This is a genomic window from Pseudaminobacter salicylatoxidans (assembly GCF_003148475.1).
Lineage (GTDB): Bacteria > Pseudomonadota > Alphaproteobacteria > Rhizobiales > Rhizobiaceae > Pseudaminobacter > Pseudaminobacter salicylatoxidans.
In genome coordinates this window covers 1-25534 of record NZ_QGGG01000001.1, presented here as the reverse complement: position 1 = coordinate 25534, position 25534 = coordinate 1, and the positions used below count along the sequence as shown (strand labels likewise).

18 protein-coding genes, 1 pseudogene and 1 riboswitch are annotated in these 25534 nt (G+C 62.5%); of the genes and pseudogenes, 7 read left to right on the top strand and 12 right to left on the bottom strand.

All coding sequences use genetic code 11. The features are described 5' to 3' along the window. Position 1 precedes the first annotated feature (1 nt). The 4 genes from C7441_RS00100 to C7441_RS00085 form a co-directional block, all read right to left on the bottom strand. Entirely contained in the window at positions 2-1018 is a 1017-nt protein-coding gene (locus C7441_RS00100) for an ABC transporter substrate-binding protein (protein WP_109611183.1), read from the bottom strand. 153 nt (positions 1019-1171) lie between these two features. Beyond that, positions 1172-1373: riboswitch (cobalamin riboswitch) on the bottom strand. Next, the gene (locus tag C7441_RS00095; RefSeq protein ID WP_170124959.1) at positions 1337-2287 is read right to left on the bottom strand and encodes a DMT family transporter; all 951 of its coding nucleotides are present in this window, start codon (positions 2285-2287) and stop codon (positions 1337-1339) included. Its footprint overlaps the riboswitch before it by 37 nt. 7 nt (positions 2288-2294) lie before the next feature. Then, positions 2295-4700 carry a PIG-L family deacetylase gene (locus C7441_RS00090; RefSeq protein ID WP_109611182.1) on the bottom strand — a complete coding sequence of 802 codons (2406 nt, stop codon included), beginning with the start codon at positions 4698-4700 and terminating at the stop codon, positions 2295-2297. A 13-nt stretch (positions 4701-4713) separates the two neighbouring features. Further along, positions 4714-5934 carry an ROK family protein gene (locus C7441_RS00085; RefSeq protein ID WP_109611181.1) on the bottom strand — a complete coding sequence of 407 codons (1221 nt, stop codon included), beginning with the start codon at positions 5932-5934 and terminating at the stop codon, positions 4714-4716. A gap of 280 nt (positions 5935-6214) precedes the next feature. Between C7441_RS00085 and C7441_RS00080 the strand changes: the two genes are divergently transcribed. From C7441_RS00080 to C7441_RS00060, 5 genes are read left to right on the top strand one after another with little or no spacing between them, the layout of a single operon-like run. After that, positions 6215-7465 carry a sugar ABC transporter substrate-binding protein gene (locus tag C7441_RS00080; protein WP_170124958.1) on the top strand — a complete coding sequence of 417 codons (1251 nt, stop codon included), beginning with the start codon at positions 6215-6217 and terminating at the stop codon, positions 7463-7465. 12 nt (positions 7466-7477) lie between these two features. Next, positions 7478-8422: a carbohydrate ABC transporter permease gene (locus C7441_RS00075; protein ID WP_109611179.1), complete on the top strand. Its 945-nt coding sequence runs from the start codon at positions 7478-7480 to the stop codon at positions 8420-8422. Then, positions 8419-9279, top strand: a complete 861-nt coding sequence (locus C7441_RS00070; RefSeq protein WP_109611178.1) for a carbohydrate ABC transporter permease — start codon at positions 8419-8421, stop codon at positions 9277-9279. Before C7441_RS00075 ends, C7441_RS00070 begins: the two co-directional genes overlap by 4 nt. Positions 9280-9282: 3 nt before the next feature. Continuing rightward, the gene (gene argH, locus C7441_RS00065; RefSeq protein ID WP_109611177.1) at positions 9283-10797 is read left to right on the top strand and encodes an argininosuccinate lyase; all 1515 of its coding nucleotides are present in this window, start codon (positions 9283-9285) and stop codon (positions 10795-10797) included. Further along, on the top strand, positions 10797-11840 hold the full coding sequence (locus C7441_RS00060) for an ABC transporter ATP-binding protein (protein WP_109611176.1): 1044 nt from the start codon (positions 10797-10799) through the stop codon (positions 11838-11840). The genes argH and C7441_RS00060 overlap by 1 nt, the downstream gene beginning before the upstream one ends. Positions 11841-11965: 125 nt before the next feature. On the opposite strand, the gene C7441_RS00055 is transcribed toward C7441_RS00060, so the two are convergent. From C7441_RS00055 to C7441_RS24460, 8 genes and pseudogenes are all read right to left on the bottom strand, one after another. Continuing rightward, positions 11966-13648, bottom strand: coding sequence for an FMN-binding glutamate synthase family protein (locus C7441_RS00055; RefSeq protein ID WP_109611175.1), 1683 nt, complete (start codon positions 13646-13648; stop codon positions 11966-11968). A 136-nt stretch (positions 13649-13784) separates the two neighbouring features. After that, positions 13785-14033 (bottom strand): helix-turn-helix domain-containing protein, encoded by a 249-nt coding sequence (locus tag C7441_RS00050; RefSeq protein WP_109611174.1) that lies wholly within the window; start codon positions 14031-14033, stop codon positions 13785-13787. A 149-nt stretch (positions 14034-14182) separates the two neighbouring features. After that, positions 14183-15537 (bottom strand): annotated as a pseudogene (locus C7441_RS00045) (NAD(P)/FAD-dependent oxidoreductase). 502 nt (positions 15538-16039) lie between these two features. Beyond that, positions 16040-17953 (bottom strand): S9 family peptidase, encoded by a 1914-nt coding sequence (locus C7441_RS00035; protein ID WP_109611172.1) that lies wholly within the window; start codon positions 17951-17953, stop codon positions 16040-16042. Between the two features lie 14 nt (positions 17954-17967). Further along, positions 17968-18801, bottom strand: a complete 834-nt coding sequence (locus C7441_RS00030) for an ABC transporter permease (RefSeq protein WP_109611171.1) — start codon at positions 18799-18801, stop codon at positions 17968-17970. Continuing rightward, on the bottom strand, positions 18798-19610 hold the full coding sequence (locus C7441_RS00025) for an ABC transporter ATP-binding protein (RefSeq protein ID WP_109611170.1): 813 nt from the start codon (positions 19608-19610) through the stop codon (positions 18798-18800). Before C7441_RS00025 ends, C7441_RS00030 begins: the two co-directional genes overlap by 4 nt. Next, positions 19607-20704: an ABC transporter substrate-binding protein gene (locus C7441_RS00020; protein WP_170124957.1), complete on the bottom strand. Its 1098-nt coding sequence runs from the start codon at positions 20702-20704 to the stop codon at positions 19607-19609. Before C7441_RS00020 ends, C7441_RS00025 begins: the two co-directional genes overlap by 4 nt. Next, a complete protein-coding gene (locus tag C7441_RS24460; RefSeq protein ID WP_109611168.1) occupies positions 20701-21501 on the bottom strand; it encodes a GntR family transcriptional regulator in 801 nt (266 codons plus the stop codon). Before C7441_RS24460 ends, C7441_RS00020 begins: the two co-directional genes overlap by 4 nt. Positions 21502-21627: 126 nt before the next feature. Here C7441_RS24460 and C7441_RS00010 point away from each other — a divergent pair, with 126 nt between their 5' ends. Both C7441_RS00010 and folD read left to right on the top strand, forming a co-directional pair. After that, complete coding sequence (locus C7441_RS00010; protein WP_146201421.1) at positions 21628-23838, top strand: PHP domain-containing protein; 2211 nt, start codon at positions 21628-21630, stop codon at positions 23836-23838. 650 nt (positions 23839-24488) lie between these two features. Further along, positions 24489-25382: a bifunctional methylenetetrahydrofolate dehydrogenase/methenyltetrahydrofolate cyclohydrolase FolD gene (gene folD / locus C7441_RS00005; protein ID WP_109611166.1), complete on the top strand. Its 894-nt coding sequence runs from the start codon at positions 24489-24491 to the stop codon at positions 25380-25382. Positions 25383-25534: the final 152 nt, after the last annotated feature.

The window sequence follows — 25534 nt, the reverse complement described above, 5'->3', positions numbered from 1 at the left end:
CTCACTTGGCCAGCCCGAAGTCCCTGAGCGCCTGTGACAGCACTTCGATACCGGAAATCGTGCGGATCGTCGCGTCCATCGCATGGGCGTCCATGACGACGACGCGGTTGTTCTTCACTGCTTCCATCTGGCTGGCGACAGGATCGGTCTTCAGGAATTCAAGCTTCTTTTCATGGTCGTCGGCCGGGAAGCGGCGGCGATCCATCCGGGCGATGACGATCATGGTCGGATTTGCCTTGGCAATCGTCTCCCAGCCGACCACCGGCCATTCCTCGTCGGACTCCACGACATTCCTGACCCCGAGCTTGTCCATCATATAGGCCGGTGCTCCCTTGCGCCCGGCAACATAGGGGTCGATGTCCATTTCGGCGCTGGAGAACCAGAACACGGCCGAAGCGTCCTTGAGGTCGAGAGCTTTAGCCTGCTCGATGGACGCCGCCTCGCGAGCTTTCAGCGCAGCGACCAGTTCTTCGCCCTTGTCCTGCACGTCGAAGATCGCCGCCAGTTCCTCGATGCCCTGATAGATGGTCGCGGTCGAGAACATCTCGCTGCGGGTACCATCAACCCCGACCGTATTGTCCTTGGCCACGCAATCGGCCGGAAGTACATAAGTGGGAACGCCGATATCGTGGAACTGCTCGCGGGTGGCCACGATGCCTTCCGGCCCGACATGCCAGACATATTGCACGGCCACGAGGCCCGGCTTCTTCGCCACCACGCTCTCGAAGCTCGGATCGTTGTCGGCCAGCCGCTCGACGCGATCATTGATATCCTTGAACTCGGGCAGCACTTCATTGAACCAGACCGAGGTGCCGGTGACCTTGTCACCGAGGCCGAGCGAATAAAGAACCTCGGTGGCTGCCTGGCCGACTGTCACCGTGGTTGCCGGTGTCTGCTGGAAGGTGATGGTCTCGCCGCAATTCTGGACATTCAGGGGATAGGTGGTGGGCGCGGCGGCGGCGGCGACCGTCAGGAAGGCGAGGCTGGCGGCAGTGAATGCCATATGCTTGATTGTCATGACGCAAGGGTCTCCGATCTGTTGCTTGCCGGGCGCGAGCAGTTCGGATCGGGACGGCAATGATCGACCACACGCCCACATGGACGCGCTGACGCTGCATTCCAGGCTATGGCTGACATCATCAAGACCTCCCCGGACACCCCGCCCGGCGCGTTCAGTTTACGGGTGTCGGTAGGTCTCCTGACTGACGGGTCACTGTCCCTCTCGACCTTCCCGGACGCGGTGCGCCCAGTGGCATTGCTCGAGAAGGGACTGGCCGCCTACAGTTGCGGGGGCAGTTTCGTTTCGCCGCCCCGAAAGGCAGCGCCGAATTCCCTGTTACTTCCTTGCGGAAACCGACGCAGCCTCCCTAGCCGATCCCGCCTCCGGCATCAAGCGGCCTCGATGCCAAGTTTTTTTCCGGTGTTCGATATAGGCGGCGGTCTGGAGTGCGACGAGAACCACGATGGCGCCGAAAATCACCCGTGCTCCGGGGATCTCGCCGAAGAAGATGTATCCTGCAATGGCCGTCACCACGATCGACAGATAGCCGATGGGCGCCAGCACGCTGGCATCGGCCAGCCGGTAGGCGCGCAGGAAGCAATATTGCCCGGCCTGCGCCAGTAGCCCAATGCCGAGCAGCGGAACCCAGTCGGCCGCCTTCACCGGATGCCAGGTGTAGATTGCCGGAATGGCGGTGAGAACCACGAGGCCGACCGTATAGAACACCATCATCACAGTGGTGTTCTCCTCGCGCAGCATGCGCGTCTGGATGATCGCCAGCGAGCCGAAGATGACGGTGCCGGCAACAGCCAGCAGCCCGACATTCCAGTCCACGCCACCGGGCGCCAGCATGACCAGAACGCCGCAGAAGGCGACGCCCGCACCCGCCCAGCGTAGTCGGCTGATTCGCTCGCCGAGGAAGACGGCGGCCATCGCCATCGTCACCAATGGCCGCGAAAAACTCAACGCGTTCACGGTCGCCAGCGGCAGCAGCGTATAGGCCAGGAACTGGCTGGTCAGCGCGATCGCATTGCAGCTTATGCGCGAAATGTTGCGCCAGGGGTGGCGCGTGTTGCGGATGTGATGACGGTGCCGCCAGATCAGCGGCAGGATGAACAGGAGGCCGATCAGCGCGCGGATGAAGACGAGCTGGAACGCCGGATAGACCACGCCCTGCGCCTTGACGAGCGCCGTCATGCCGCCCGACACGAGCACCATGTCGGCCAGCACCCAGGCGACCCCCTCACGGTTCGCCCTGCGCGTTGCCTGTTCCGCCTGCCCGGTCATTTTTCCGTCACGCAGGCTGGACGAGATTGGCTATCAGGCGGAACGCGCCCGGCACCAGCCGATCCATCTGATGGTGCAGCACCAGGCTGGTGTGCGTATGGCGGCCGGCGCCTATCGCCGCCGAAACAAGCGCGCCAGTAAGCGGCTGCTCATTGGCGTCGTGCATGGACAATAGCGGCGTGTAGGCTTCATCCCAGCGCGACACGAAATAGAGGCCGCGCTCCTTGTCCCAGCCGGTCCAGTCCTCGGCGGTGATCCTGTTGGGCCCGTTAAGCAGCATGTGCTCCGGCTCGAGAACGGTGACTTCAGCGTCCCGGTCGGTGACGCGCCAGCGCAGCGAGGGCGAACCGATCTCCAGGCGTCGAGGCGGCGTCGCCAGCGGGTTCCAGCCGTCGCTCGGGCGGTGGTAGAGCGTCACCAGATGCCCGCCATCCTCGACGAACCGGTGCAGCCTTTGCGTGGCTGCGGCAAGGTCCTTGCGCAGGCCGAAGGCAAAGATGCCGACGACGATGGTAGTGTATTGCGACAGGTCGCCTGCAAGCTCCCGCGCATCGAGCTCGGTGACGTCGAGCCCCATTCTGGAAAGCCACAGGCCCACCCTGTCGGCCCCGCCGCCGACATAACCGATGCGTGTGCCATGCGGCAGCTTGAGGTCGAGCGTCAGCACACGCAGCGCCTCGGGCTGCCGATGGATGACGCGGCCTACATGCGGATAGGCGATGGGCGTAAGCCGGAACGCTTCCCTGCCGTCCACGTGCGGGGTAACGGTCGTCAGCCCTGCCACAAGTGTCTCGGGCGCGCGTAGCAGCGGGCTTTCGGGAGTGCCAGCCAGCGTCCAGCCGCCATCGGTGACAAGGGAAACCGCTGCGTCGGAACCACTCACGCGCGGGCTGATGGGCCAGACGCGGCGCGAGCCGTCGACGGGCACGATCAGCGCTTCGGGCTCCATCGCGACCGAGTGCGCAGGCTGGACGGCGAAAGGCTCCTCGAGATCGAAAATCGCATGCGCGGTGTGGTTGCCGAAATCCGCCTCCAGCGCGACATGCGCTTCTCCATTGCCGCCAAGCGCCCACCATGCGGCGGGATAGAGCGGCGAATAGGGCGCGTCGCCGGAAGCGGTGATCGCAAAGCTGCGCTTGCTGCCGGTGCTTGCGCCAGCCTCAGCCGCAACCCCTCGCGGCAGGACAGGCTTGATGCGCATCGCAGGACGCGCGCCGTTATGCGCGAGCTCGATGGCAAGGGTCGCGGCCTTGCCCGGCGCCAACGCGGCCGGTGACAGCGCCGCGCGCTCGAAAATGCCGGCGGCTTCAATCAGGGCGGCGTCGATTTCTTTCGCCTTGCGCTCCAGCCTGTGACTGTGAAGCGCGGTGAAGGATGCCGGTATTTGGGCACGCGCCTCGCCGAGATGGCGAACGGCTTCAAGAAGATGGCCGATGATTGCATCGCGCGCCGGGAAAGCAGCGATGGCCTTGCCGATGGCTTCGTCAGCGGCAGCAAGCGCCTGCGCGGCCGGCGCGGGAAACTCGGGCGACGCCGCCAGCGCGCCCAGCGAGGCGGGCAGATCGTCGAGGACAGAGCTTTCCGGCCCCGCTTCACCAGCCGCGATCAGCAGATGCAGCGGCCAGCGCGACCTGGCGGTTTCGCGCCAGTGCCCCATACCCTGTGAGGCGTGGTAGTAGCGCGACCATTCGCCGATGCGGTCATATTCGGCACCGGTCGCCGGCTCGCGCTCCAGCGCTTCCACCACCACGGTCGCGTCCGGCGGCGGAACCTCGTCGTCATAGGTGTCGCCGCCACCCGACCATGCCGGCAGATAATATTTGGCGACCTGCCAGGACGTGAGCCCTTCGGCGAAATGCTCGGGAAAGGCGTTCGGATCGGCGGCCAGCCGGATCGCGGCTTCGGCAGCGCGCGTCATCGCGCGATGGTGGCCATGCTGGCCGGGAACGTCGAGAAAGGTCGGCACGACGATGTCCGGCCTCTCGCTGCGATAGGCGCGCACGAGCCGTTCCACGATACGTTCCTCGCCCCAGCGGTCGAAAGTGCCGTCGCCGTCCTTGGAGAAGCCGAAATCATGCACCGGATCGTCCGGGCCGTGGCCCAGCCAGACCACGTCGGCGTCGAGCGCGCGGGCGGCTTCTTCCATCTCGCGCGTCCGCAGCATGCCGAGCGCGCCGAGGCGCTCGGGCCCCAGCGAATTCTGCCCGCCTTCACCGCGCGTGGAGCAGGCGACGATGACACGCATGCCCAGCCCCAGCCGCAGATAGGCGAGCAGCCCGCTCTGCTCGTCATCGGGGTGCGCGCCGGTGTTCATCATGGTGACGGTGGATTTCAGCCGGCTCAGCGCACGGTGAAGCCGCAGCAGTGCCGGGTTTGCCTTCTGCCGTTCGATGCGTTCGCGTGCGGTGAGCATGGTTTGTCCTCCCTCAGCCTTCGAGCTCTGCAGGCGCGGCGGCCGATGTTTCCAGTTTCGGTGTGGTGATTTCGAAAAGCGGCAGCGCGGCGGCCCCGAGTGCGGCCGTATATTGCCCGGTCTGACCGCGCAGCACGCGCGGCAACGAGCGCGCGCGGCGGCTGGCGACCGAGATGGGCAACTGCCCCATGCGCGCGATGATCTCGTCGATGACAGCGTCCGGCAGCGTGCCGCCGAGCACGACCGTTTCGGGATCGATGATGTTCTCGACCATGCCGATCATAGGGGCGAGCCGCGTCGCGGTCTCCTCCATCCAGTCCAGCAGGATCGGGTGGCGTTCGGAATGGAGTTGCGCAAGCCCGACGAAGTCGGCGGGCCTCATGCCGGCCTCGGCCAGCCGCTCCTGCAAGGCATGCAGCGAGGCATAGCGCTCAAGGCAGCCGTGTTGGCCGCAAGCGCAGGCCTTGCCGTTCGGCACGACCACGACATGGCCGATCTCGCCGGCATTGCCGAAGGCACCGCGAAAGGGCGCGCCGTCCTGAATCATGCCCATGCCGACGCCCGCGCCGAAGTAGATCATGGCGAAGCTGGAGATCGAACGCCCTGCGCCGAACAGGCGCTCGCCCACGGCGGCGGCGGTCGCATCGTTCTCCACGATGACCGGCTCGCCGCACGCGTCGCCGATGAAAGCCGCGACATCAATCCCGGCCCAGCCGGGCAGGGTGGTGGGACCGACCGAGGTCATGCCCTCGATCTCGAAGGGGCCGGGCATGACAACGCCGAGGCCGAGCAACGGCGACCGGAAGGCCGACCGGACGGCCTCCAGTTTCGTACGCAGATGCGCGACGACCTGCCCGGGGCTCGCGTCGCGCACGGCCGCGATTTGCCGCGAGCGCGGATGGCCGGCAAGGTCGAGCACCGTCGTGACCATGTGGTCGGCCGCAATCTCGACGCCCATGGTCATGGCGCCGTCGGGGTTGACCGCGAACTGAATCGGCGGCTGACCGCGGCCGGAGCGCAGGCGCCCCATCTCCATCAGCAGGTTCTCGCCAACGAGTTCGTCCACGATATTGGCGATTGCCTGAGCGGTAAGCTGCGTCAACCGCGCGATCTGCATGCGGCCCAGCGAGCCGTGCTGGCGCACGGCATCCAGAACGACCCGGCGGTTGTGATCGCGGGTGCGCTCCGGGTTCTTGCCCAGAGTGACCTGATGCGTGCCGCCGGATTGAAACATTGTTCCGGTCATCCTGCCCTGCTCCGCAAGATTGATAACGCGGCAATGACGCCATCCACAACAGATTAATTCAAGTAAATTATCTTATTGACAAAAGGCGTGCCGCAGGAAACCGTAAGCGGAATGCGAGCTGGCTCTTTTTGCCGGCCGCAAGGTATGGTCCGCACAGGTGGCCAGCCTGAGGATGTGATGGCCGGGCTTTGCATCGGGCGATGCCGGGCCGAGGGGATGGATATGCCGGCACGCGGGAGGACCCCGGTGAGGCGAGCTGGAGGTTGATATGCGCAAGATTTTGTTTGCCGGTCTGCTGGCGGGTTTCAGCACCATGGCGCTTAACGCGGCCCAGGCCGTCGAGATCGAATACTGGCAGTATGTCTTCGACACCCGCGTCAAGGCGATGGACAAGCTGATCGAGAATTTCGAGAAGGCCAATCTCGACATCACGGTCAAGCAGACGACCTTTCCCTATGCCGACTACCAGACCCGCGTGATCGCGGCGAAGATGGGTGGCCAGGGTCCGGACGTCATGCAGCTCTTCTACGGCTGGCTCGACAAGTTCGCGGCCGGCGGCATCCTGCAGCCTCTGCCGACCGATGCCTTCCCCCACGACAAGATCGAAAGCGAGTTCTTCCCGATCATCAGCGCCATGAAGCGCGGCGACGACTATTACGGCCTGCCGACCGCCGTGCGCTCGCTTGCCCTGTTCTACAACAAGAAGCTGTTCACTGAAGCCGGCCTCGACCCGAACAACCCGCCCAAGACGCTGGACGAGTTCGTTGCGGCGGCCGAGAAGATCGCCAGGCATGACGCCAGCGGCAATCTCGTCGTCGCCGGTTCCACCCTCGACATGGGGGGCCAGGATCATCAGTGGTGGCGCGAGGTGCTGATCCGCCAGTTCGGCGGCGAGCCTTACACGGACGGCGACCGCAAGGTGATCTATAACGACGAGGCCGGCGAAAAGGCGCTCAAGTTCTACACCGACCTTCAGACGGAAAAGAAGATCGGCCAGGCCGGCTTCATGGACGAGGGCCAAGCCGCGTTCCGCGCCGGCATGGCCGGCATGACCATCGACGGCACCTTTCGTCTCGGCGCCTTCAAGTCCATCGAGGGCTTCGAATGGGGCGTGACCGAGCTGCCGGCCAATGCCGAGGGCGTGCGCTCCAACTATGCCAGCTATTTCGCCAACGGCATCAGCGCCAAGACCGAAGGCGAGAAGCTGGAAGCCGCCAAGAAGTTCCTGGCCTACATCTCTTCGCCCGAGGCGATGGACATCTGGCTGAAGGAAGTGGGCGAGTTGCCGGCGCGCCGCACGGCCGCCATGACCGACGCCAATCTGGCCGACCCGATCTACGGGCCGTTCCTCAAGGGGCTGGAATACGCACACACCACCATGTTCGTGGACGAGGTCGCCCAGCGTCAGAACACCATCGACATGACCAACCGCATCCTGTTGGAAGGCCAGTCGGTGAAGGATTCGCTGGCGCAGGCCGCCGAGGCCGAGCAGGCCATTATCGACGCCGCGAAGCCGTAAGGCAGCACGTAGATGTCGGCGACGACGGCTGAAGGGCGGGCGGCTTCAAGCGGCCCCGGCGGTTCTTTCTGGGATCGCCGCTCCATGCGGGCGAAGCGGTTGGTGTGGGTGTGGAGCTTCCTCGCCCTGCCGATCCTGTTCTATTCGGTGATCCGCTTCTATCCGACGATCGAGGCGTTCTGGCTGTCGCTCACCAACTGGGACCTGCTCAAGCCGCCGCAGTTCATCGGTTTTGCGAACTACCAAAAACTGTTCGCCGATCCGCAGTTCTGGAAGGTGTTCAAGAACACCTTCGCCTATCTCGTCATCGGCACGCCGATCAGCCTGCTGCTCTCCTTCGTCATTGCCTATCATCTCGATCGCGTGCGGTTCCTGCACGGGCTGATCCGCGGGCTCTATTTCCTGCCCTATCTCACCACGGCCGCCGCCATGGCCTGGGTGTGGCGTTGGTTCTACCAGCCCGCGCCGATCGGCGTGATAAACAATGTGCTGGGCACGCTCGGCATCCCCCAGCACCCCTTCATCCGCTCGGTGGATCAGGCGCTGCCGTCCATCATGGTCACCGCCATCTGGGCGGGGCTCGGCTTCCAGATCATCATCTTCATGGCGGGGCTAAGGGCGATCCCCAACACCTTCTACGAGGCCGCGCGCATCGACGGTCTCGGCGAATGGGCGATCCTGCGCAAAATCACGCTGCCGCTGTTGAAGCCCACCACGGTGTTTCTCGTGGTGTTCTCCTCCATCGGCTTCCTGCGCATCTTCGACCAGGTCTACAACATGACCACCAACGACCCCGGCGGACCGCTGGGCTCGACCAAGCCGCTGGTGCTGATGATCTACCAGACCGCCTTCTCTTCCTACGCGATGGGCTATGCGGCGGCGCAAACGGTGGTGCTGTTCACCATTCTGCTCGTGGTGTCGCTGTTGCAGCTCTGGATATTGAGGGAAAAGAAATGAGCGCCGTGACGCAGACATCCGGCGGGCCGGCGCTCTCGCACGCCAATATCCGTCCCGGCCGCATCCTTGCGTGGACGCTGCTGTTCATGGGCGGCCTCGTCATGGTCACGCCGCTGGCCTTCATGTTTTCCACATCGCTGAAGACGGCAGGCCAGGTCTACGACCTGCGCCTCATCCCGGCCGCGCCGACGCTCAACAACTACATCGCCATCCTTGCCGACGGGCGCTTCGTGCGCTGGTTCATGAATTCGATGATCGTGGCGGTCGCTGTCACGGCGTCCAACGTGTTCTTCGACAGCCTCGTCGGCTACACGCTCGCCAAGTTCGAGTTCCGCGGCCGCTACTTCATCTTCCTTGCCATCCTCTCGACGCTGATGATCCCGACCGAGATGCTGGTCATCCCGTGGTATCTCATGTCGAGCAAGCTCGGCTGGCTGGACAGCTACTGGGGCATCATGTTCCCCGGCATGATGACCGCATTCGGCACCTTCCTCATGAAGCAGTTCTTCGAGGGCGTGCCCAACGACTTCCTCGAAGCCGCGCGCGTCGACGGCCTCAACGAATTCCAGATCTGGTGGAAGGTGGCGCTGCCGCTGGTCACGCCGGCGCTCTCGGCGCTCGCCATCTTCACCTTTCTCGGCAACTGGACCGCCTTCTTCTGGCCGCTCATCGTCACCACCAGCCGCGAGCTCTATACGCTGCCGGTCGGTCTCTCGAGCTTCGCCGTGGAGCAGTCCATCCAGTGGGAGATGATCATGACGGGCGCGGCCATCGCCACTCTGCCGACGCTCCTCGTCTTCATCGTCCTCCAGCGCTACATCGTCCGCGGCGTCATGCTGGCCGGGCTCAAGGGATAGAAAATGTCAGAACCAAACCCGAGGCTCACCGACCGCAGCGTCTTTCCCGATCCCGTCTACAAGGAAACAGTGCTGCGGCCGCTGTTCGACGGCGCAAAGAGCCATCATGTCGAGGGCTTCCGCAGCATCGACCGCGCACATCTGGTGATGTTGGTCGAGACGGGCATTCTCGACGCCAAACAGGCCGGGGCAATCGCCTCCGCGCTCGAAGCCATCGACCGCGAGGTCGATCCCTCCACGCTGGTCTACACCGGCGAGGTCGAGGATTATTTCTTTCTCATCGAGAAGGAGCTGAAGGCGCGTCTCGGGCCGGATATCGCCGGTCGCCTGCACACAGCGCGCTCGCGCAACGACATCGACCACACGCTGTTCAAGCTCGGCTTGAAGCACCGCATCGACGCGCTGATGATCAAGGCCCGGCATCTGCTCGCCGCCCTGATCGACGCCGCCGAGCGCGAGAAGGACACGCTGGTGGTGGCCTATACGCACGGCCAGCCGGCGCAGCCCACCACCTTCGGCCATTATCTTTCCGCTGCCATCGAGGTGCTGATCCGCGATATCGAGCGCTTCGCCGAGGCGCGCGAGATCGTGAACCTGTCGCCCATGGGGGCCGCCGCCATCACCACGTCGGGTTTCCCGATCGACCGCCAGCGCGTGGCGCATCTGCTCGGCTTTGCCGCGCCGCTGCGCAATTCCTACAGCTGTATCGCGGCGGTCGATTACGTCACCTCCACCTATTCGGCCATCGAGCTGATGTTCGTGCATCTGGGCCGTCTCATCCAGGATTTCCAGTTCTGGACCGCCTTCGAGGTCGGCCAGATCTATGTGCCGAACGCCTTCGTGCAGATCTCCTCGATCATGCCGCAGAAGCGCAATCCGGTGCCCATCGAGCATATGCGACTGCTGGCCAGCCAGACCATGGGCCGCGCCCGCACCGTGCTCGGCGTAATGCACAACACGCCCTTCACCGACATGAACGACAGCGAGGGCGAGACGCAGGCGATGGGCTACGAGGCCTTCGTCGCCGCCGGCCGCGTGCTCGACCTTCTGGCCGCCTTCGTCGCCGCGATCCGCATCGACCCGGCCCGCGTGGCAGAAAACATCCGTCGTTCCTGCATCACCATCACCGAGCTTGCGGATTCTTTGGTGCGGCGCGAGGGGCTTTCCTTCCGCGAGGCACACGAGATTGCCGCGACCGTCGCCAAGGCTGTCGTCGCCGCGGGCGGCGGGTTGGAGAAGGACGGCTACGAGCCCTTCCTTGCCGCCTTCCGGCAGTCGACGGGCCGCGAGCCCTCCTTCGGCCGCGACACCTTCGAGGAGATCGTTTCGCCGGCGCATTTCATCGCCGTGCGCAACCGCTTCGGCGGTCCCGCGCCTGCGCCGATGGCCGCCGCACTTGCCGCCTATCGCGACAAGGCGGCTGCCTTCGACAAGGCGGCAGAAGGCAAAGCCGCGCGCGAGGCGGCGGCGGCGCGCGAGCTCAACGAAAAATTCAAGGCCCTGGTAGAGGCGTCCTGATGGCAACCATCGAACTTGAAAAGCTGGTCAAGCGCTACGGCAAGGTCGAGGCGGTGCGCGGCATCGACCTCTCTATCGCCGATGGCGAATTTGTCGTCTTTGTCGGACCTTCGGGTTGCGGAAAATCCACCACGCTGCGCATGATCGCGGGTCTGGAGGACATTTCCGGCGGCGCGCTGAAGATCGGCGGCGACATGGTGAACGAGCGCGAGCCCAAGCAGCGCAACATCGCCATGGTGTTCCAGAACTATGCGATCTACCCGCATATGACGGTCCGCCAGAACATCGGCTTCGGCCTTTACACCTCCAAGATCGCCAGAGCGGAGAAGAATGCGCGCATCGACGAGGTGGCGCGCATCCTCGGCCTGGAAGCCTATCTGGAGCGCCGGCCGGCGGCCCTTTCCGGCGGCCAGCGCCAGCGTGTGGCGATCGGGCGCGCCATGGTGCGCAACCCCTCCGCCTTCCTGTTCGACGAGCCGCTTTCCAACCTCGACGCGCAGTTGCGGGCGCAGATGCGCATCGAGATCAAGCGGCTGCACCAGCGGCTGAAGACCACCACCGTCTACGTCACCCATGACCAGGTCGAGGCCATGACCATGGCCGACCGCATCGTGGTGATGAAGGACGGCAACATCCTGCAGGTCGGCACGCCGACCGAGCTTTACGAAAGCCCGGTGGATGTATTCACCGCCCGCTTCATCGGCAGCCCCTCGATGAACCTGCTCAAGGGCCGCAGGAATGGCGCGGGCGTCGCGCCAGCCGCCGATGGCGACATCCTCATCGGCGTCCGCCCGCACGACCTCGTCACGCAGACCGGCACCGATAAGGTGGATGGCGGCCTGCATCTCGAAGGCACGGTCACGGCCGTCGAGCCGCTCGGATCGGAGACGCTGGTGCATCTCGACGTTGCCGGCACGCCGGTCATCGCGACCGCTCCGGCCAGACTGATCCCGGCGACGGGCTCGAGCCTCGCTTGCCACGCCACGCCCGGCAGCCTCTATCTCTTCGACGCCAGGACCGAAAAGGCGCTCGGACGTCTCTGACGGCAAGGGTCGCAACCGCCCACACCGGAATACCGCACGCGTCGCTGCGCCCGCAGAAACAGTGCAGCGCGTTCGGTCGGGCGGACGGCGTTCAGATCAATGTCGAGCGTCGTTTTCCGCCGGCATCAGGCCGTGAGCGAGCGGCCGGCGTCCCGGATCTGCCTTGCATTTCGGCGCATGAATGGTCCGTGCGGAATTTCCGGCGGGGCAAAGCTCTCGGCGGTGGCGCGATCCCACCGGCTGTACCAGTCGGCAAGCTCCGGGATTTCCTCCTCGCCTGAAACGAGAAAGCCCTCGGGCAGGTAAGGATAGGCCTCGTTCCCGTCGAGAAACTCGTTATCCTTCTGTCGGAACATGAAGTGATACGGCATGAAATCGCGGGGGTCGCTCAGTCCGGCTGCCCCGGCGATCTCGCCCAGCGCCCTCATCGTGTTGCGATGGAACCGCGCCACGCGCTCGCTCTTGTCGTTGACATCGATGGCACGCTGACGCGCCGGTTCCTGAGTCGCGATCCCGACCGGGCATCTGTTGGTATGACATGACTGCGCCTGGATGCACCCGATGGCAAACATGAAGCCGCGCGCGGCATTGCACCAGTCAGCGCCCAGAGCCAGGGTCCTCGCGATATCAAACGCGGAGATAATCTTGCCGGCCGCGCCGATCCTGACTTCATGACGGATACCCGCGCCACGCAGCGCATTGTGAACAAAGGTCAGGCCCTCCAGCATCGGCATGCCGACACGGTTGGCGAATTCGACGGGTGCCGCTCCCGTTCCGCCTTCCGCCCCGTCGACGACGATGAAGTCGGGAACAATGCCCGTCTTCAGCATTGCCTTGACCATACTCATGAATTCGCGGCGATGACCAATGCAGAGCTTGAAGCCGACGGGTTTGCCGCCGGACAGCTCACGCAACTGGCCGATGAACTCCATCAGGCCTATCGGGGTCGCGAATGTGCTGTGCGCGGCAGGAGACACACAATCCACACCCATGGGAATGCCGCGTGCATGGGCAATCTCGGGAGAAATCTTCGACGCAGGCAGCATGCCGCCGTGCCCTGGCTTCGCGCCCTGGCTCAATTTCACCTCGATCATCTTGATCTGGGGATCGGCGGCGAGCTCTGCAAATTTCTCCGGCGAGAAGCTGCCGTCATCATTGCGACAGCCGAAATAGCCGGATGCAACCTGATAGATCAGGTCTCCCCCGCCCTGTCGATGATAGTGGCTTATGCCACCTTCACCCGTATCATGGGCAAAATTGCCTTTCCTCGCGCCGGTATTCAGCGCGCGAATGGCATTCGCGGACAGGGACCCAAAGCTCATGGCCGAAATATTGTAGAGGCTGGCCTCATAGGGCTGCCTGCAGGCAGAGCCGCCTATGCGCACCCGGAAATCCGTATCCCGTATGACAACAGGCGTGGCGGAATGGGTCAGCCATGCGTAGCCGGAACCATAGACGTTCTCGATTGTTCCGAACGGCCGCTTGTCCTCGACGCCCTTCGCCCGCTGGTAGACAAGCCCACGATCCTGGCGGCTGAAGGGCTCCGCATCGCGATCACCCTCGATGAGATATTGGCGTATCTCCGGGCGAAAGCTCTCCACGATGAAGCGCAGATGACCGATGATCGGATAGTTGCGCAAGATCGAATGTCTGCGCTGAAGAAGATCGCATACACCGAGAACAGTCAGTACTCCGGAAACTGCCGCAATCGGCAGAAACCAGACACTGTAGCGCCATGCGCCGAAACCCGCGAAAAGCGTGATGAGCACGACACAGGTAAACACGATGAAGCGCTGATATATGACCATCGTTGTCACCACCGATCACAGGCAGGGAGGGTTCGTTGCGATCCGGTCAGGACTGTTAGTGCATTGCCTGGCGGAAGGCCAGCGGCGAATGTGCCGCATGGCGCCTGAACCTGACTCGAAGGCGGCCTTGTCGATGTCAGCCGCCGACCGGCCAAACCCACTCGCCATCGATGAAGAAACTTTCGTGATTGCCGTTGTCGCGGGCGAGGTAGCCCATCGCCTCCAGCGTGAACACGCAGCGCTGGATCGTGCTCTTGTTCAAGTCGGTCGCATCCGCCAACTCTAGGAGGTTCATGGCGGGCCGGAAAGGCCCGAACGCCGTCAGAACGGAAAGGCCTTTGGCAAGGGCTGTGACATAAAGGGGCGAGTCTTCAGCTTCTGTCATGGTATACGCTCGAGAAAGTTGGAGGGGCCTAAGTCATATTACCACTTCCCTCCCGCAGCCACTCCGCCATGCCGGTTCGGCAACGGGCACGGCATACTGCCGGGCGTCGATTTGCGAGCATCTTGCGAGAATAAGATCGTGCCATGAATTTACCCTGCCCTGCGTGCATCGCGGGCGTCTTTGGCATGTAGCCAACGATACGCCATCCACTGCCCCAGCCGGATGAACGAGGCGAAGGGGTAGCGCTCGGGCTCGCGCGTGAGGAACGCAGCGCCCGTCTCGAACGGACGACCGGCCACCATCAGCGCGAGCTTCGTGCCCAGATGGATGGAGAAAGCAACACCGCTCCCTGCGTAGCCACCCGCCGTGAACACGTCGCCCAGCCCCGGAACCCTGTAGCAGAACGGAAGAGAATTGCGGGAGACGGCGACCCAACCGCCCCACCAGTGCTCCACGCCAATTCCGGCAAGGGCAGGAAACTTGCGGATCATGGCGTCGTAGAGATACTGGCGGTGACGGGGCGCGGCAGCATCGGCGCCGGAGACGGCGCTCCGCCCACCGAACAACATTCGACTGTCAGGCAGCCGGCGATAGTAAAAGAGCAGACCGCGTGTATCGAACATGCACTTTTCCGACGGAAGACTTGGCTGCACCTGCGCATGGCTCATCGGAGCGGTCACGATGATCTGGGAGTGAACAGGCAGGACCCGCGCAGCAAGGCGCGCGTGCAGGCGCGACGACGTATATCCGTTGGTCGCCACGATAACGCGCTTGGCCCGAACAATCCCCGCCGGCTTCACGAGACGGTGCTTATCGCCCTCGCGCACCCAGTCCGCGACGGGCGAATTGGTGTGAATCCGGGCGCCGTAACTGCGAGCCATGCGGTGGAGGCCGCGTGCCAATTTCAGCGGGTTCAGCGAGAAGCCATCGGGCAGGTAAAGCGCGCCATGGCTTTCAGGACCTTCATGGACGCCATGCAGGCCGCCGGCATCGACGTATCGGGCCGGATAGCCGAGAATATCGTTGTAAAGTCCCTCCTCCCGCCGGAGCGCGCTGGCATGAGCGCCGAAGGTCGCCACCTTGTAGACCCCGTCGGCTGCTTGTCGCAGGCTATCCCACCCCTGGAGATCAGGCCGCGGACCGTCTCAAGGCCCTGCTTCAGCTCGTGAAAATACGCTCGGGCGGTATCCGGCCCATAGGTCTTGACCAGACTCGACCACGGAACGCGGCCACCGGAGATGCCGGCAAAGCTTCCGTTCCGGCCGCTGCACCCCCATGTGGAAGACCGAGCCTCCAGTACGGTCGCCTTGATGCCGTGACCCTCGGCAAGCGCTAACGCTGCCGACAGGCCCGTATACCCTCTGCCTATGATCGCGACATCGACGCTCAAATCCCCGGCGATCGGACCATCATCATCCGGCACCTCATTACTGACCTTCAGCCAGTAGGAATCTGGATCGGGCTGAGTGCAATCTGGAAAAGGGTGGACAAATGGGTCATACATCAATTGTCTTCTATTGCTATGCGATTTTTTTAAATCGCGCTCCGCGCAGAAAGCGGCATATGCGACGCACCTGCGATCCACGACCCAGTTTGGTTTGGTCGAGTTCATAGCTCCAGCATGCCTATGTCGATGGTCGCGACGCAGCCAGCCATATGATCGATGCTGAAAATACCAACCCTGGAGGTTCTCGCCGCCCCTCCTCCAAACCTACGGATGGTCGGGGCAGAGCACTATTCCATCGTCAGCAGCGACATTGCCGTCGGCATGTGCGAAGGCGTCCGGTTCAGCGTCCTCGCATGCGGCATGCATGATCAAACAACTGATCATCAGCAAATAGCGCAAGGAACGCAGTTCTTCTATTCCTTAACGAGCAAAGGTAACGGGGGAAGGTAAGCGAGATCAGGTCAAGCGCAACTTGCACCACACCATAGACGCACACCAACGCACATTGGCTCTGCACCCCATGAACTATGAGGATAGCGGAACAGATGTGTACGCCAGACTACGCCCCTAAATGACGATTGAACCAATCCAGGATTGTTTCGAAGCGCTCCATTCTTTCGGCTGGAGGGCCGTGACGGAACGAGTTATGGCTTCCGCCGGGAAAAACCACGAACTCGACTGGCTTTTTCCGACTGCGCAGGGCCGCGAACAGTTGCTGCGCCTGCTCGAATGGGACGCGGCGATCATCTTCCCAGTGCATGATCATCAACGGAATGTCGATTTGGTCAACATGACTGATCGGCGACTGGACGAGCCAATTCTCCAGCTTGTCGCCTATCATACTCTTGGTTGCGACCGAGATGTCCGCGGTGCCCATCATGCTCGCCCAAGCATAGACGCCGCGCTCGCACAATGCCGCCCGGAAACGCTTGCCTTGATGTGCGGCCAGCCAGGCCGTCATGAAGCCGCCATAGGACCCGCCCATCACGCCGGAGCGCGAGCCGTCGATATCAGTGCGCGTGCAGGCTGCTTCATGCAATGCGACGATGTCGTCTGCGTCGAGTGTGCCGAAGTTGCCCCGCACGATCCGCGCATGTCTTTCACCATAGCCGGCCGAGCCGCGTGGATTGGCGACGAGAACCGCCAGGCCCGCATCGGCGTAGACTTGTATTTCATCGCTCAGGCTGTAACCAAATTGCAAATCCGGGCCGCCATGGATGTAAACGAGTAACGGATGCGGTCCCTCGCCTTCCGGCAAGGTGAGCCAACCATGAACAGGATAGCCGTCCGGCGCCAGCGCCGTAATCTCGTGCATAGGACGCAGGCCTTTGCCGGCGAGGTCTTGCCCGAGGCGGGTCAGCACCAATTCATGGTCGTCACGCAGCGCGACGACCTCACCGGCGCTCGCCTCGTCGGCGACGACGGCCGCAATGGTCCTGCCTTGCTGATCATAGTCCAGTACCTGCCGCCTGCCGGCGATCAGGTCGCGCGACTTGCCGTCGAGCCCAATCCGGCTCAATAGCACTGCGCCGCGCTCCAGACGCCCGCCCAGCACGCCTTGCGTGTCGATTCGCAGCGGCCGCGTCCGGCCATCGTCCAGATCCACGGATTCGGCATCGGTCAAACGATGCGGCGAACCTCCGGCGATGGGAACGGACCACAAGCCGAGATTGCGACCCCGCGCGTCGTTGCGGTCCGCGCCAAGAGGCCCGATACCCATGAAGAAGATGCGCTCGCCATCGGGCGCGAACGTCGGCAGGTTGACCGTCGTGGACTGATCGGTCAGCACCTTTTCGCGGCCATCGAGACCCACGAGCACTATGTCGTTTGCTTCGTCAAGGTCGTGATCTTCATGACGTGCGCTAGCAGCCAGAAGACACGTGCCATCGGGGTGCCAGGATATGTCCCAATGATCCCACCTGCCGTCGGTCAACATGCGGGGCTTCGCATCGTCGATGCCGACGACGAAGACCTGCGAGCGGCGGTCGTGAACATAACCCAGCTCGTCCACCCGGTAACGGAGCTGGGTGATGCGCCTCAGGGTTTCGCCGGACCGGCCCTCGGTCGCCACACGCGCAACATATGCGATCCTGGTGCTGTCCGGCGACCAGACGGGCGCGGCCATGGCGCGCGCGTGGCGCGCGCTAACGGGAGAGCCGACGCCGAGCCTGTGCTCCGTCAGGCGCCGCGCAGGGCCGCCGTGCGCCGGCATCACCATCAGTTGATGCGGCAATCCAGCCTCGGCCCGCAGGAACGCCAGCCATCGCCCGTCCGGGGACCAGGCTGGCGCAATGTCGCGTGGCCCTTCGGTCAGACGGACAGGCGGTTGCCCTCCCTCCACCGCAACGACATGGATCGACGACCGGTATGAGTCGGCATCAACCTCGCTAACGACGAAGGCGACACGCTCCTCGTCGGGCGCAACGACTGGAGAGGCCGGCGTCCGGATGAGATGGATATCTTCTGGCTTCATGGCTGCAGCCTACCTTAACCGTTACCGCGCTCTGCCGCATGCCAGCGGGTGAGGCCCGCCGTGAAATAGCGCATGATCTGGACGGCGATCGTGGCGATGATGACCAGCAGTACGAGAAGGGCCATGAAGCGGTTGATCTCGAAGGCATTGGCAAGCGCGGTCAACCTCACTCCAACGCCGAAGGAGCCGCCGACGATCTCCCCAGCCACGGCGCCTAGGAAACTATAGGTAAGCGACAGTTCAAGGCCCGCGACGATGGTCGGCACCGCAGCCGGAAAGATGAAATAGAGGATATGCTGGCGCTTGTCTGCGCCTATGCTGCGAGCAAGGAATTCGTGATCGCGGTTGGGCTGGGTGAGGCCGGCAAGCGTCGTCGTCAGCATCACGAAGAACACCAGACTGACAATCAGGGCCACCTTGCCGGCAATGCCGAGGCCGAACCAAAGCACGAACAGCGGCGCGAGCGCGACACGTGGCAGACTGTTGGCCGCCACCACCAATGGAGCTACCGCTTCCCGCAGGGCCGCCGAACGAAACAGGATGACGCCCGCAAGGATTCCCGCGCCCGAACCGATGACGAAGCCGATGATCGTTTCGACAGATGTATACCAGATGTCCTTCCAGACATTGGACGGCCCGTGAAGTTGGTCGAAGAAGGCTTGAAACGTCCCTTCCGGCGTACCGATGAAGATGGGATTAAAGAAGCCGAGCACACTCGCGAGCTTCCAGGCACCCGCGAACAGGCCGACGAGAAGCACCCGGATGATCCAGATACGAGCGGCGCTTCTCCGTTGCATGCCGGACATGGAACGAAAACCGGGTTCGGTATTGGTGAAGCTGGTGCTCACAGCTCGAAATCCTTCTCGATGTCGTTCCAAATCGCCTCGAACAGGCGGCTGAACTGGGGATCTGCACGCAATTCGCCAATATTGCGCTCGCGAGCCCCCAGACCGACTTCGTAGATCGCGGTAACCCGTGACGGCCGGGGACCGAACACCACGACGCGGTCGGCCAGGGTGATCGCTTCGGCTATGTCGTGCGTGACTATGAGCATCGTGCCGGAAAACTGCTTGAGCAGCGACAGCAAAAGCTCCTGCATGCGGATGCGGGTCTGAGCGTCGAGGGCGGCGAACGGCTCATCGAGGATCAGGAAACGTGGCTCGGTAACCAGGGTGCGCGCCAACGCCACCCGCTGTCGCATACCTTGCGAAAGCTGCGCGGGATGCCGGTGCAACGCATCGGCCAGCCCCACTTTGGCCAGGGCCTCGGTCGCCTTCCTGCGGCGTTCGTCTTTGTCAACCCCTCTCACCTGAAGCGCGAGTTCGACGTTGCCGAGCGCGTCGCGCCATGGCAGCAACGCGTCGCGGGCAAGTGCATAGGCCGAGTCACGCCGACCAGCCTTTGGTGAACTACCCGCAACAGTAAGACGGCCGGAGGTGAATGGCTGGAGCCCTGCCACCATATTGAGAAAGGTGGTCTTGCCACAGCCGCTTGGCCCCACGATCGCAACGAATTCTCCATCGCGCACGGCAAGATCGATGCCGGCGAGAATGTCCTTTGCCCCTCCCACGCGCAGACTGACCTGCTCGGCCAATATGGCTGGAGGCATCGTGCCCTTGTTGCCTCTGAAATCCGTGGGAATTGTCATTGCATTCATTCGGACGCAAGCTCCCGCACCATGTCTTCGTTAGCCGGCGTGCCTTCGGCGTAAACCGTTGCGACATCCAGCGGATTCGAGATCACACCGGCACTGGTGTCGACCTCGATCCAGCGCGCGAGGTCTTCGGGCGCGAAAGCTGCGCTCAACAGGGGAAGGGCGTAGTTTTCATAGTCTTTCTTCATTTCGTCCGAACTGTCGGCCGGAATTTGAACGAGTATGACCTCGCGGGCCTTTTCGGCGTTGGCCGGGTCGTGAAGAAACACGTCCGCCTTGGCGATCGCTCGACGTATCTTGTCGACAATAGCCGTATTTGACTCGATCCAGCTTCCCGTCGCCCACATGCCGACCTGACCTATACCGCACACGTCCAGTTGCGAAGGGCATTTGTCGGGTGAATGCAGATCAACCATTACCTTGGCGCCAAGCGACTGGCTGACGACGACATCAGGGCCGGTAACGAAGGCCACGTCGATCACATGATTGGCCAGCGCCTGGGACGGCGTCGGACCGACGGCCACGAACTCGACATCGGAGGCCCCGAGCCCTGCCTTCTCCAACATCATGATGGTCAGATATTGCGTGGCGGAACTGAGTGCGGTGACACCGATCTTCTTGCCTTTGAGCGATGCGACAGAATCCGGAAAATCCTTTGGAAACTCGAATCCCGGCCGCGCGATGAGCATACCGAGTTGCTTGGCACCGCCCGCGATCAGCTTGAGGGAGTGTCCCTTGCTCGCAAGCGCCACGAAAACCTCTGGTGCGTTCGTGGCGACATCGACCGCTCCAGAGGCCAGGGCTGTGACCGCCGCCGGGCCATTGGCCACGGTTACCATTTCAGGTTCTATGCCCTCTTCTTTGAAGAAGCCCTGTTCGACGGCGACTTCCACCAGGGTCGTAACGAGAGTGCGCGGCTGTACGGTGAAACGCACGGCGACAGGCTCGGATTGTGCATGAGCGACGACCGGACCAAGCGACACGAACAGGCTAGCGAGCAGCCCGCAAATTTTCAGGCCGAAGACCGGCGATACGAATCTGTGCTTCATAAAACTCCCCCTGGTTCGCGGCTTCGGCGATCTATTTCTCTTGCTCACTGGCTTTCCACCACACTGCGGATGATGAGCGGACTGGTGTCGGCTTCCTGCTGACGTGTCGAAAAGAAGAATTCATAGCGTTCGGTGCAGAACGAAAGGCGGCCGATCTCCTTGATCTTGCCGTCTTCGCCATAAGCGGAACGTTTCAGCACCATCACCGGTGCGCGCGCGGGAACCTTGAGATGCTTGCGTAACGCCGCGGTTGCGGCCTCGGCCACGATCGAGGTTTCTGAATAGGCCAGCGCCACACCGATCTGCCGCAGGATGTTCTCGGTCGAAATGAGATTCGCGGTAGAGCGCGGCACCATGGCTGCCCCGGCAATCAACCAGTCCTCACCCAAACCGACAGGCTTGGTGTCCATATAATAGAGCCGGGTGAGGGCCAGCGCCACTTCGCCCTCCTCCAGACCCATTGCTCGGCGCACCGCGACGGGCGGAACATCAAGCTCATACCGCACCAGTTCGACGCGCGCCTTTTCCGACTGGGCGAAGAGAGAATCCAGCAAGCCATGCGAGCGGCGCAGGTCATGGCGAACGGCCGGCTGAAGGACGAATGTGCCCTTCCCTTGCTTGCGCAGCAACAGGCCGCGCTGCACCAATTCACCGATGGCCAGACGCACGGTGACTCGGCTGACCTTGAAGCGGTCGGAAATCGCAGGCTCCGGCTCCAGTCGATCCCCCGCACGCAACCGACCTCCCTTGATCTCGGCCTCAATCAGAGCGGCCAATTGCTGATAGAGGGGTGACGGGCTTTCGCGGTCCAGCTCGGTCAAAAACTCGATCTGTGAGGGTCCCAATGTCTTGCTTCCCGTTTACGCCGTGTATAATACGTCTTACATCGTCTTAATCAAGTGGCTTTTACACGCTACAGACGCTCAACAGGCATCAATGGTGCAACCACGTCGCCAAAGAGGTGTTTTAAAGTGCCGTTCTCAACCTATCTGTCCGAGCAAATGGGCTCCGCAACGCTTCAACAATCCGACCCTCTTGTCGCGGGGGAGCGCGCCGAACTCGTGTTGACCTATCGGGCCGGCACCTTTGGCGTCGATGACAGCGGCATGGTCAAGATCAGCTGGCGCACGGCTTCCGACATGGAGAAACCACAGTTCAGCAACCCCATCGCCAGCGGCTATACGACGGCTGAAGCCAGCAACGGGGCCGTACTCGAATGTCGTTTCGATCGCGCCAACATCCGTCCCTGGACGAACACATTAATCGTGCGCGTCGTGCGCGGCTTCCTTCGTGAAGGCGACACCATCACCGTTCGGATGGGTGATCGTCGATATGGAGCCCCCGGTATTCGGATGCAGAGTAATGCCGAGCGCCGCTTTCCGTTGATGGTCTTCGTCGATGCTTTCGCCACATACGAATTCGCCGAGATTTCCGGCGCTCCAACCTTGGAGATCGTCGCTGGTGCGCCGGCCCATTGGAAGGCGATCGTACCGTCTTCAGCCCTATCCGGCGAAAACTTCCGACTGGCTGTTCTTGCCGAGGACCGCTGGGGCAATCCGACGATTCCGGGACCAACGCGCCTGCATCTTCGTTGCCAGCAACAAGTCACCGGCCTGCCAGAGGTCGTGGATCTGGCCGGGACGTCGATCGTCCACACAATCGAACCGCTTTCGTTCGAGGGCGTTGGCGACATCGTGATCGATGTACTGGACACCGGGCGACAAATTGGCTGTCGCGCCAACCCGATGCGTGTCGGCCAGCGTCCGGATTTGCGGCGGTATTGGGGCGACCTGCACGGTCAAAGCGGCGAAACCGTCGGGGCTGGTTCGATCGAGAACTATTTCGCATTTGCCCGCGATCTCGCGCTGATCGACATCGCCGGGCATCAGGCCAACGACTTCCAGATCAGCGATGCATACTGGGACCGGATCAACCGAACGACGCGGGACTTCGAGGTTCCCGGAAAATTCCTCGCCGTGCCCGGCTATGAATGGTCCGGCAATACCGGGCTTGGCGGCGACCGCAATGTCTTCTACCGCTACGAAGGCAGGCCAATCCATCGTTCTTCGCATGTACTGCTGTCGGAAACTGAGGTCTCGACCGACGCGCGGCCCACGGCCCGCGATCTGTTCGCAGCGCTCGCAGACGAAGACGCCGTGGTGATCGCTCATGTCGGCGGTCGCTATGCCGATATCACCTACGCTCATGATGCACGGCTGGAAACGGCCGTGGAAATACATTCGAGCTGGGGCACCTTCGAGTGGCTGCTGCATGAGGCATTCTCACAAGGATTCCGGGTCGGCGTTATCTGCCACAGCGACGATCACAAGGGGCGGCTCGGCGCAACCTCTCCGGGCGCTTCCTCATTTGGCGCGATCGGCGGGCTAACCTGCTATCTCATGCCTGAACTGACGCGGGACGCGCTGTTCGAAGCGCTACGGTGTCGTCATCATTACGGCACTACGGGTGTCCGCATCTATCTGGACGTACGCGGGCAGTTCGAAAGCCCGGTCGAGGTGGAAGCCGGCATTTCGACGCCAAGCGCGATGATGGGCGATATCGTCCGGCCGCGAGGTCAGCCCATGCGCCTTGAGGTGAGCACTGTCGGAACAGCACCGATCCAGCAGGTCGATGTCTTCCACGGCGCAAGACTGGTGCAGACTTTCCGCGCCGGACAGGTCGGGACAAGACGCCGCCTGGCCATTCGGTGGGAAGGGGCCGAGTATCGTGGTCGCGGTCGGGAGACATACTGGAACGGCGAACTTCACATCGAAGGCAATCGCTTCGAGACTGCTAGTCCGGTCAATTTCCTCAACCCCGAACACACCCTGAATAAGATATCTCCCGGAAGCGGACTTTCCTGGCGTTCTGTCACGACGGGCAACATGGCCGGCATCGACCTGGAGCTTGCGCAGCCCGCCAATGGCCGGATTTCAGTGGAAACCGACATAATCAAGGCAACAGTCGATCTGGCAGCCCTCGGAGAGGATCCTGCTTGTTTCGAGGCCGGCGGGCTGGATCGAAGACTGTGCGCATTTTGGCTGCCCGAGCAATACGCTCCATCGCATGCCGCGTTTTCGCACATGGTTTCGCATGAGAGCGGAGACCTTCCCGTCTATGTCAGGGTGACGCAGGAAGATTGCCACCGTGCCTGGTCGAGTCCGATTTATCTGGTCGACTAATTATAGATCACGTGAGGGGCTGTGCTGGCGCAGCTTGCCGAGACGCATGAAACGGGCCAACCACGGTCTGGCAGACTGGTCGTGCGGCGATTGAGAGCGCAGGTTGGCCAGGTGGCAAGTGTCCGGCCTAGTGATCCCCGGTTTTAGCCAGCCGACCGGGGCAGAGGTCAAGCATTTTCCGACGCAAGGGAAATCAATGAACAATTGATCGCGCTCTACGACCGCACTGCAAATCTGTGCGTACGCAATCCCAATCGGGACGTTGAAGTGGCGGGCGCCTGCCAATCCATGGCATGGCTCTCAACGAACGCGGCATGTAAGACGACACGCCTACGCCCCGACTGGAAGCACTTTGCCGGTTGGCGTCTGTGTCGGGGTTCTTTCTTATGTCCCTGATCAACAGATCGCCGGCTCCGAGTTCGAGACCGACAATGCGATCGATGGCGCCCACTGGTGACGATCGGAACATTCGAACCCGCGCGCAGGGCGCCACACCAGATCGCGGATTTCGTGGCAATCGTCGCCGACTGTTTCTCTATATGAATATTTATTGAATTACAGTTGACTCTCGTATGGCTTGTTCGCTAGGAATGAGATAGCGAAACCACAGGGCAAATCCACCGCGTGGTCCTGCAGGGAGGAGTAGGCCGATGGCAACGATAATCGACGGCAAGTCTGCGGCCGCGGATGTCGTGTCGAAGGTCAAGGCAGCGGCAGAGGAACTGACGCTTGCTTCTGGCCTGATCCCGGGAATTGCAGTCGTCATCGTTGGCAATGACGCGGCCAGCCAGGTTTATGTTGCCTCCAAAGGCAGGAAGGCTCGGGAATGTGGCTTCAGCTCGACAGAGCACGCATTGGCCGCAGAGACGTCGGAGAGGGACCTTCTTATTCTCATTGGCAAGCTGAATGCTGATCCCGACATCCATGGCATCCTGGTACAGCTTCCCTTGCCTGCTCATATCGATCCCGGTAAAATCATCCAGGCGATCGCACCGGAAAAAGACGTCGACGGCTTCCATTTCACGAATGTGGGCAAGCTCGGCACCGGCGAGCTGGATACCGCGTTCGTGCCATGCACACCGGCCGGCTCCATGCTGCTCATCGAATACGTTCTGGGGCGCGATCTGTCCGGCCTGAATGCGGTTGTGGTTGGCCGCTCCAACATCGTCGGCAAGCCCATGGCCAATCTTCTGCTCAATGCCAATGCGACCGTAACCGTCGCGCATAGCCGCACCAACGACCTGCCAGATATCTGTCGGCGTGCGGACATTCTCATCGCTGCGGTCGGTCGCCCCGAAATGATCCGGCGCGACTGGATCAAACCCGGTGCCGTCGTCATAGATGTCGGCATCAACCGCATCGGAGAAGCCGCGTCGGGCAAATCGAAGCTCGTCGGCGACGTGGCATTTGCGGAAGCGGTCGAGAATGCGCGGGCCATAACACCTGTGCCCGGCGGCGTCGGCCCGATGACGATCGCCCTGCTTATGGCCAACACGCTGGTGTCGGCCTGCCGCTCAGCCAACCGAGCACCGCCCCATTTCTGAATTCCAGGCTTGATGCCGGCCACCAGAAAACCAACCGAGGGAAGGAATTCCATGTCCGAATTCAAGAGTGACATCGAGATCGCGCGGGGGGCCAGGAAGCGGCCGATCCAGGAGGTTGGCGGCAAGATCGGCATTCCCGGCGAGCATCTTCT

Bases quoted from the DNA above. Each gene is read 5' to 3' on its own strand.
- C7441_RS00100 (WP_109611183.1), bottom strand. From the start codon at position 1,018: ATGACAATCAAGCATATGGCATTCACTGCCGCCAGCCTCGCCTTCCTG.
- C7441_RS00095 (WP_170124959.1), bottom strand. From the start codon at position 2,287: ATGACCGGGCAGGCGGAACAGGCAACGCGCAGGGCGAACCGTGAGGGG.
- C7441_RS00090 (WP_109611182.1), bottom strand. From the start codon at position 4,700: ATGCTCACCGCACGCGAACGCATCGAACGGCAGAAGGCAAACCCGGCA.
- C7441_RS00085 (WP_109611181.1), bottom strand. From the start codon at position 5,934: ATGTTTCAATCCGGCGGCACGCATCAGGTCACTCTGGGCAAGAACCCG.
- C7441_RS00080 (WP_170124958.1), top strand. From the start codon at position 6,215: ATGCGCAAGATTTTGTTTGCCGGTCTGCTGGCGGGTTTCAGCACCATG.
- C7441_RS00075 (WP_109611179.1), top strand. From the start codon at position 7,478: ATGTCGGCGACGACGGCTGAAGGGCGGGCGGCTTCAAGCGGCCCCGGC.
- C7441_RS00070 (WP_109611178.1), top strand. From the start codon at position 8,419: ATGAGCGCCGTGACGCAGACATCCGGCGGGCCGGCGCTCTCGCACGCC.
- argH (WP_109611177.1), top strand. From the start codon at position 9,283: ATGTCAGAACCAAACCCGAGGCTCACCGACCGCAGCGTCTTTCCCGAT.
- C7441_RS00060 (WP_109611176.1), top strand. From the start codon at position 10,797: ATGGCAACCATCGAACTTGAAAAGCTGGTCAAGCGCTACGGCAAGGTC.
- C7441_RS00055 (WP_109611175.1), bottom strand. From the start codon at position 13,648: ATGGTCATATATCAGCGCTTCATCGTGTTTACCTGTGTCGTGCTCATC.
- C7441_RS00050 (WP_109611174.1), bottom strand. From the start codon at position 14,033: ATGACAGAAGCTGAAGACTCGCCCCTTTATGTCACAGCCCTTGCCAAA.
- C7441_RS00035 (WP_109611172.1), bottom strand. From the start codon at position 17,953: ATGAAGCCAGAAGATATCCATCTCATCCGGACGCCGGCCTCTCCAGTC.
- C7441_RS00025 (WP_109611170.1), bottom strand. From the start codon at position 19,610: ATGAATGCAATGACAATTCCCACGGATTTCAGAGGCAACAAGGGCACG.
- folD (WP_109611166.1), top strand. From the start codon at position 24,489: ATGGCAACGATAATCGACGGCAAGTCTGCGGCCGCGGATGTCGTGTCG.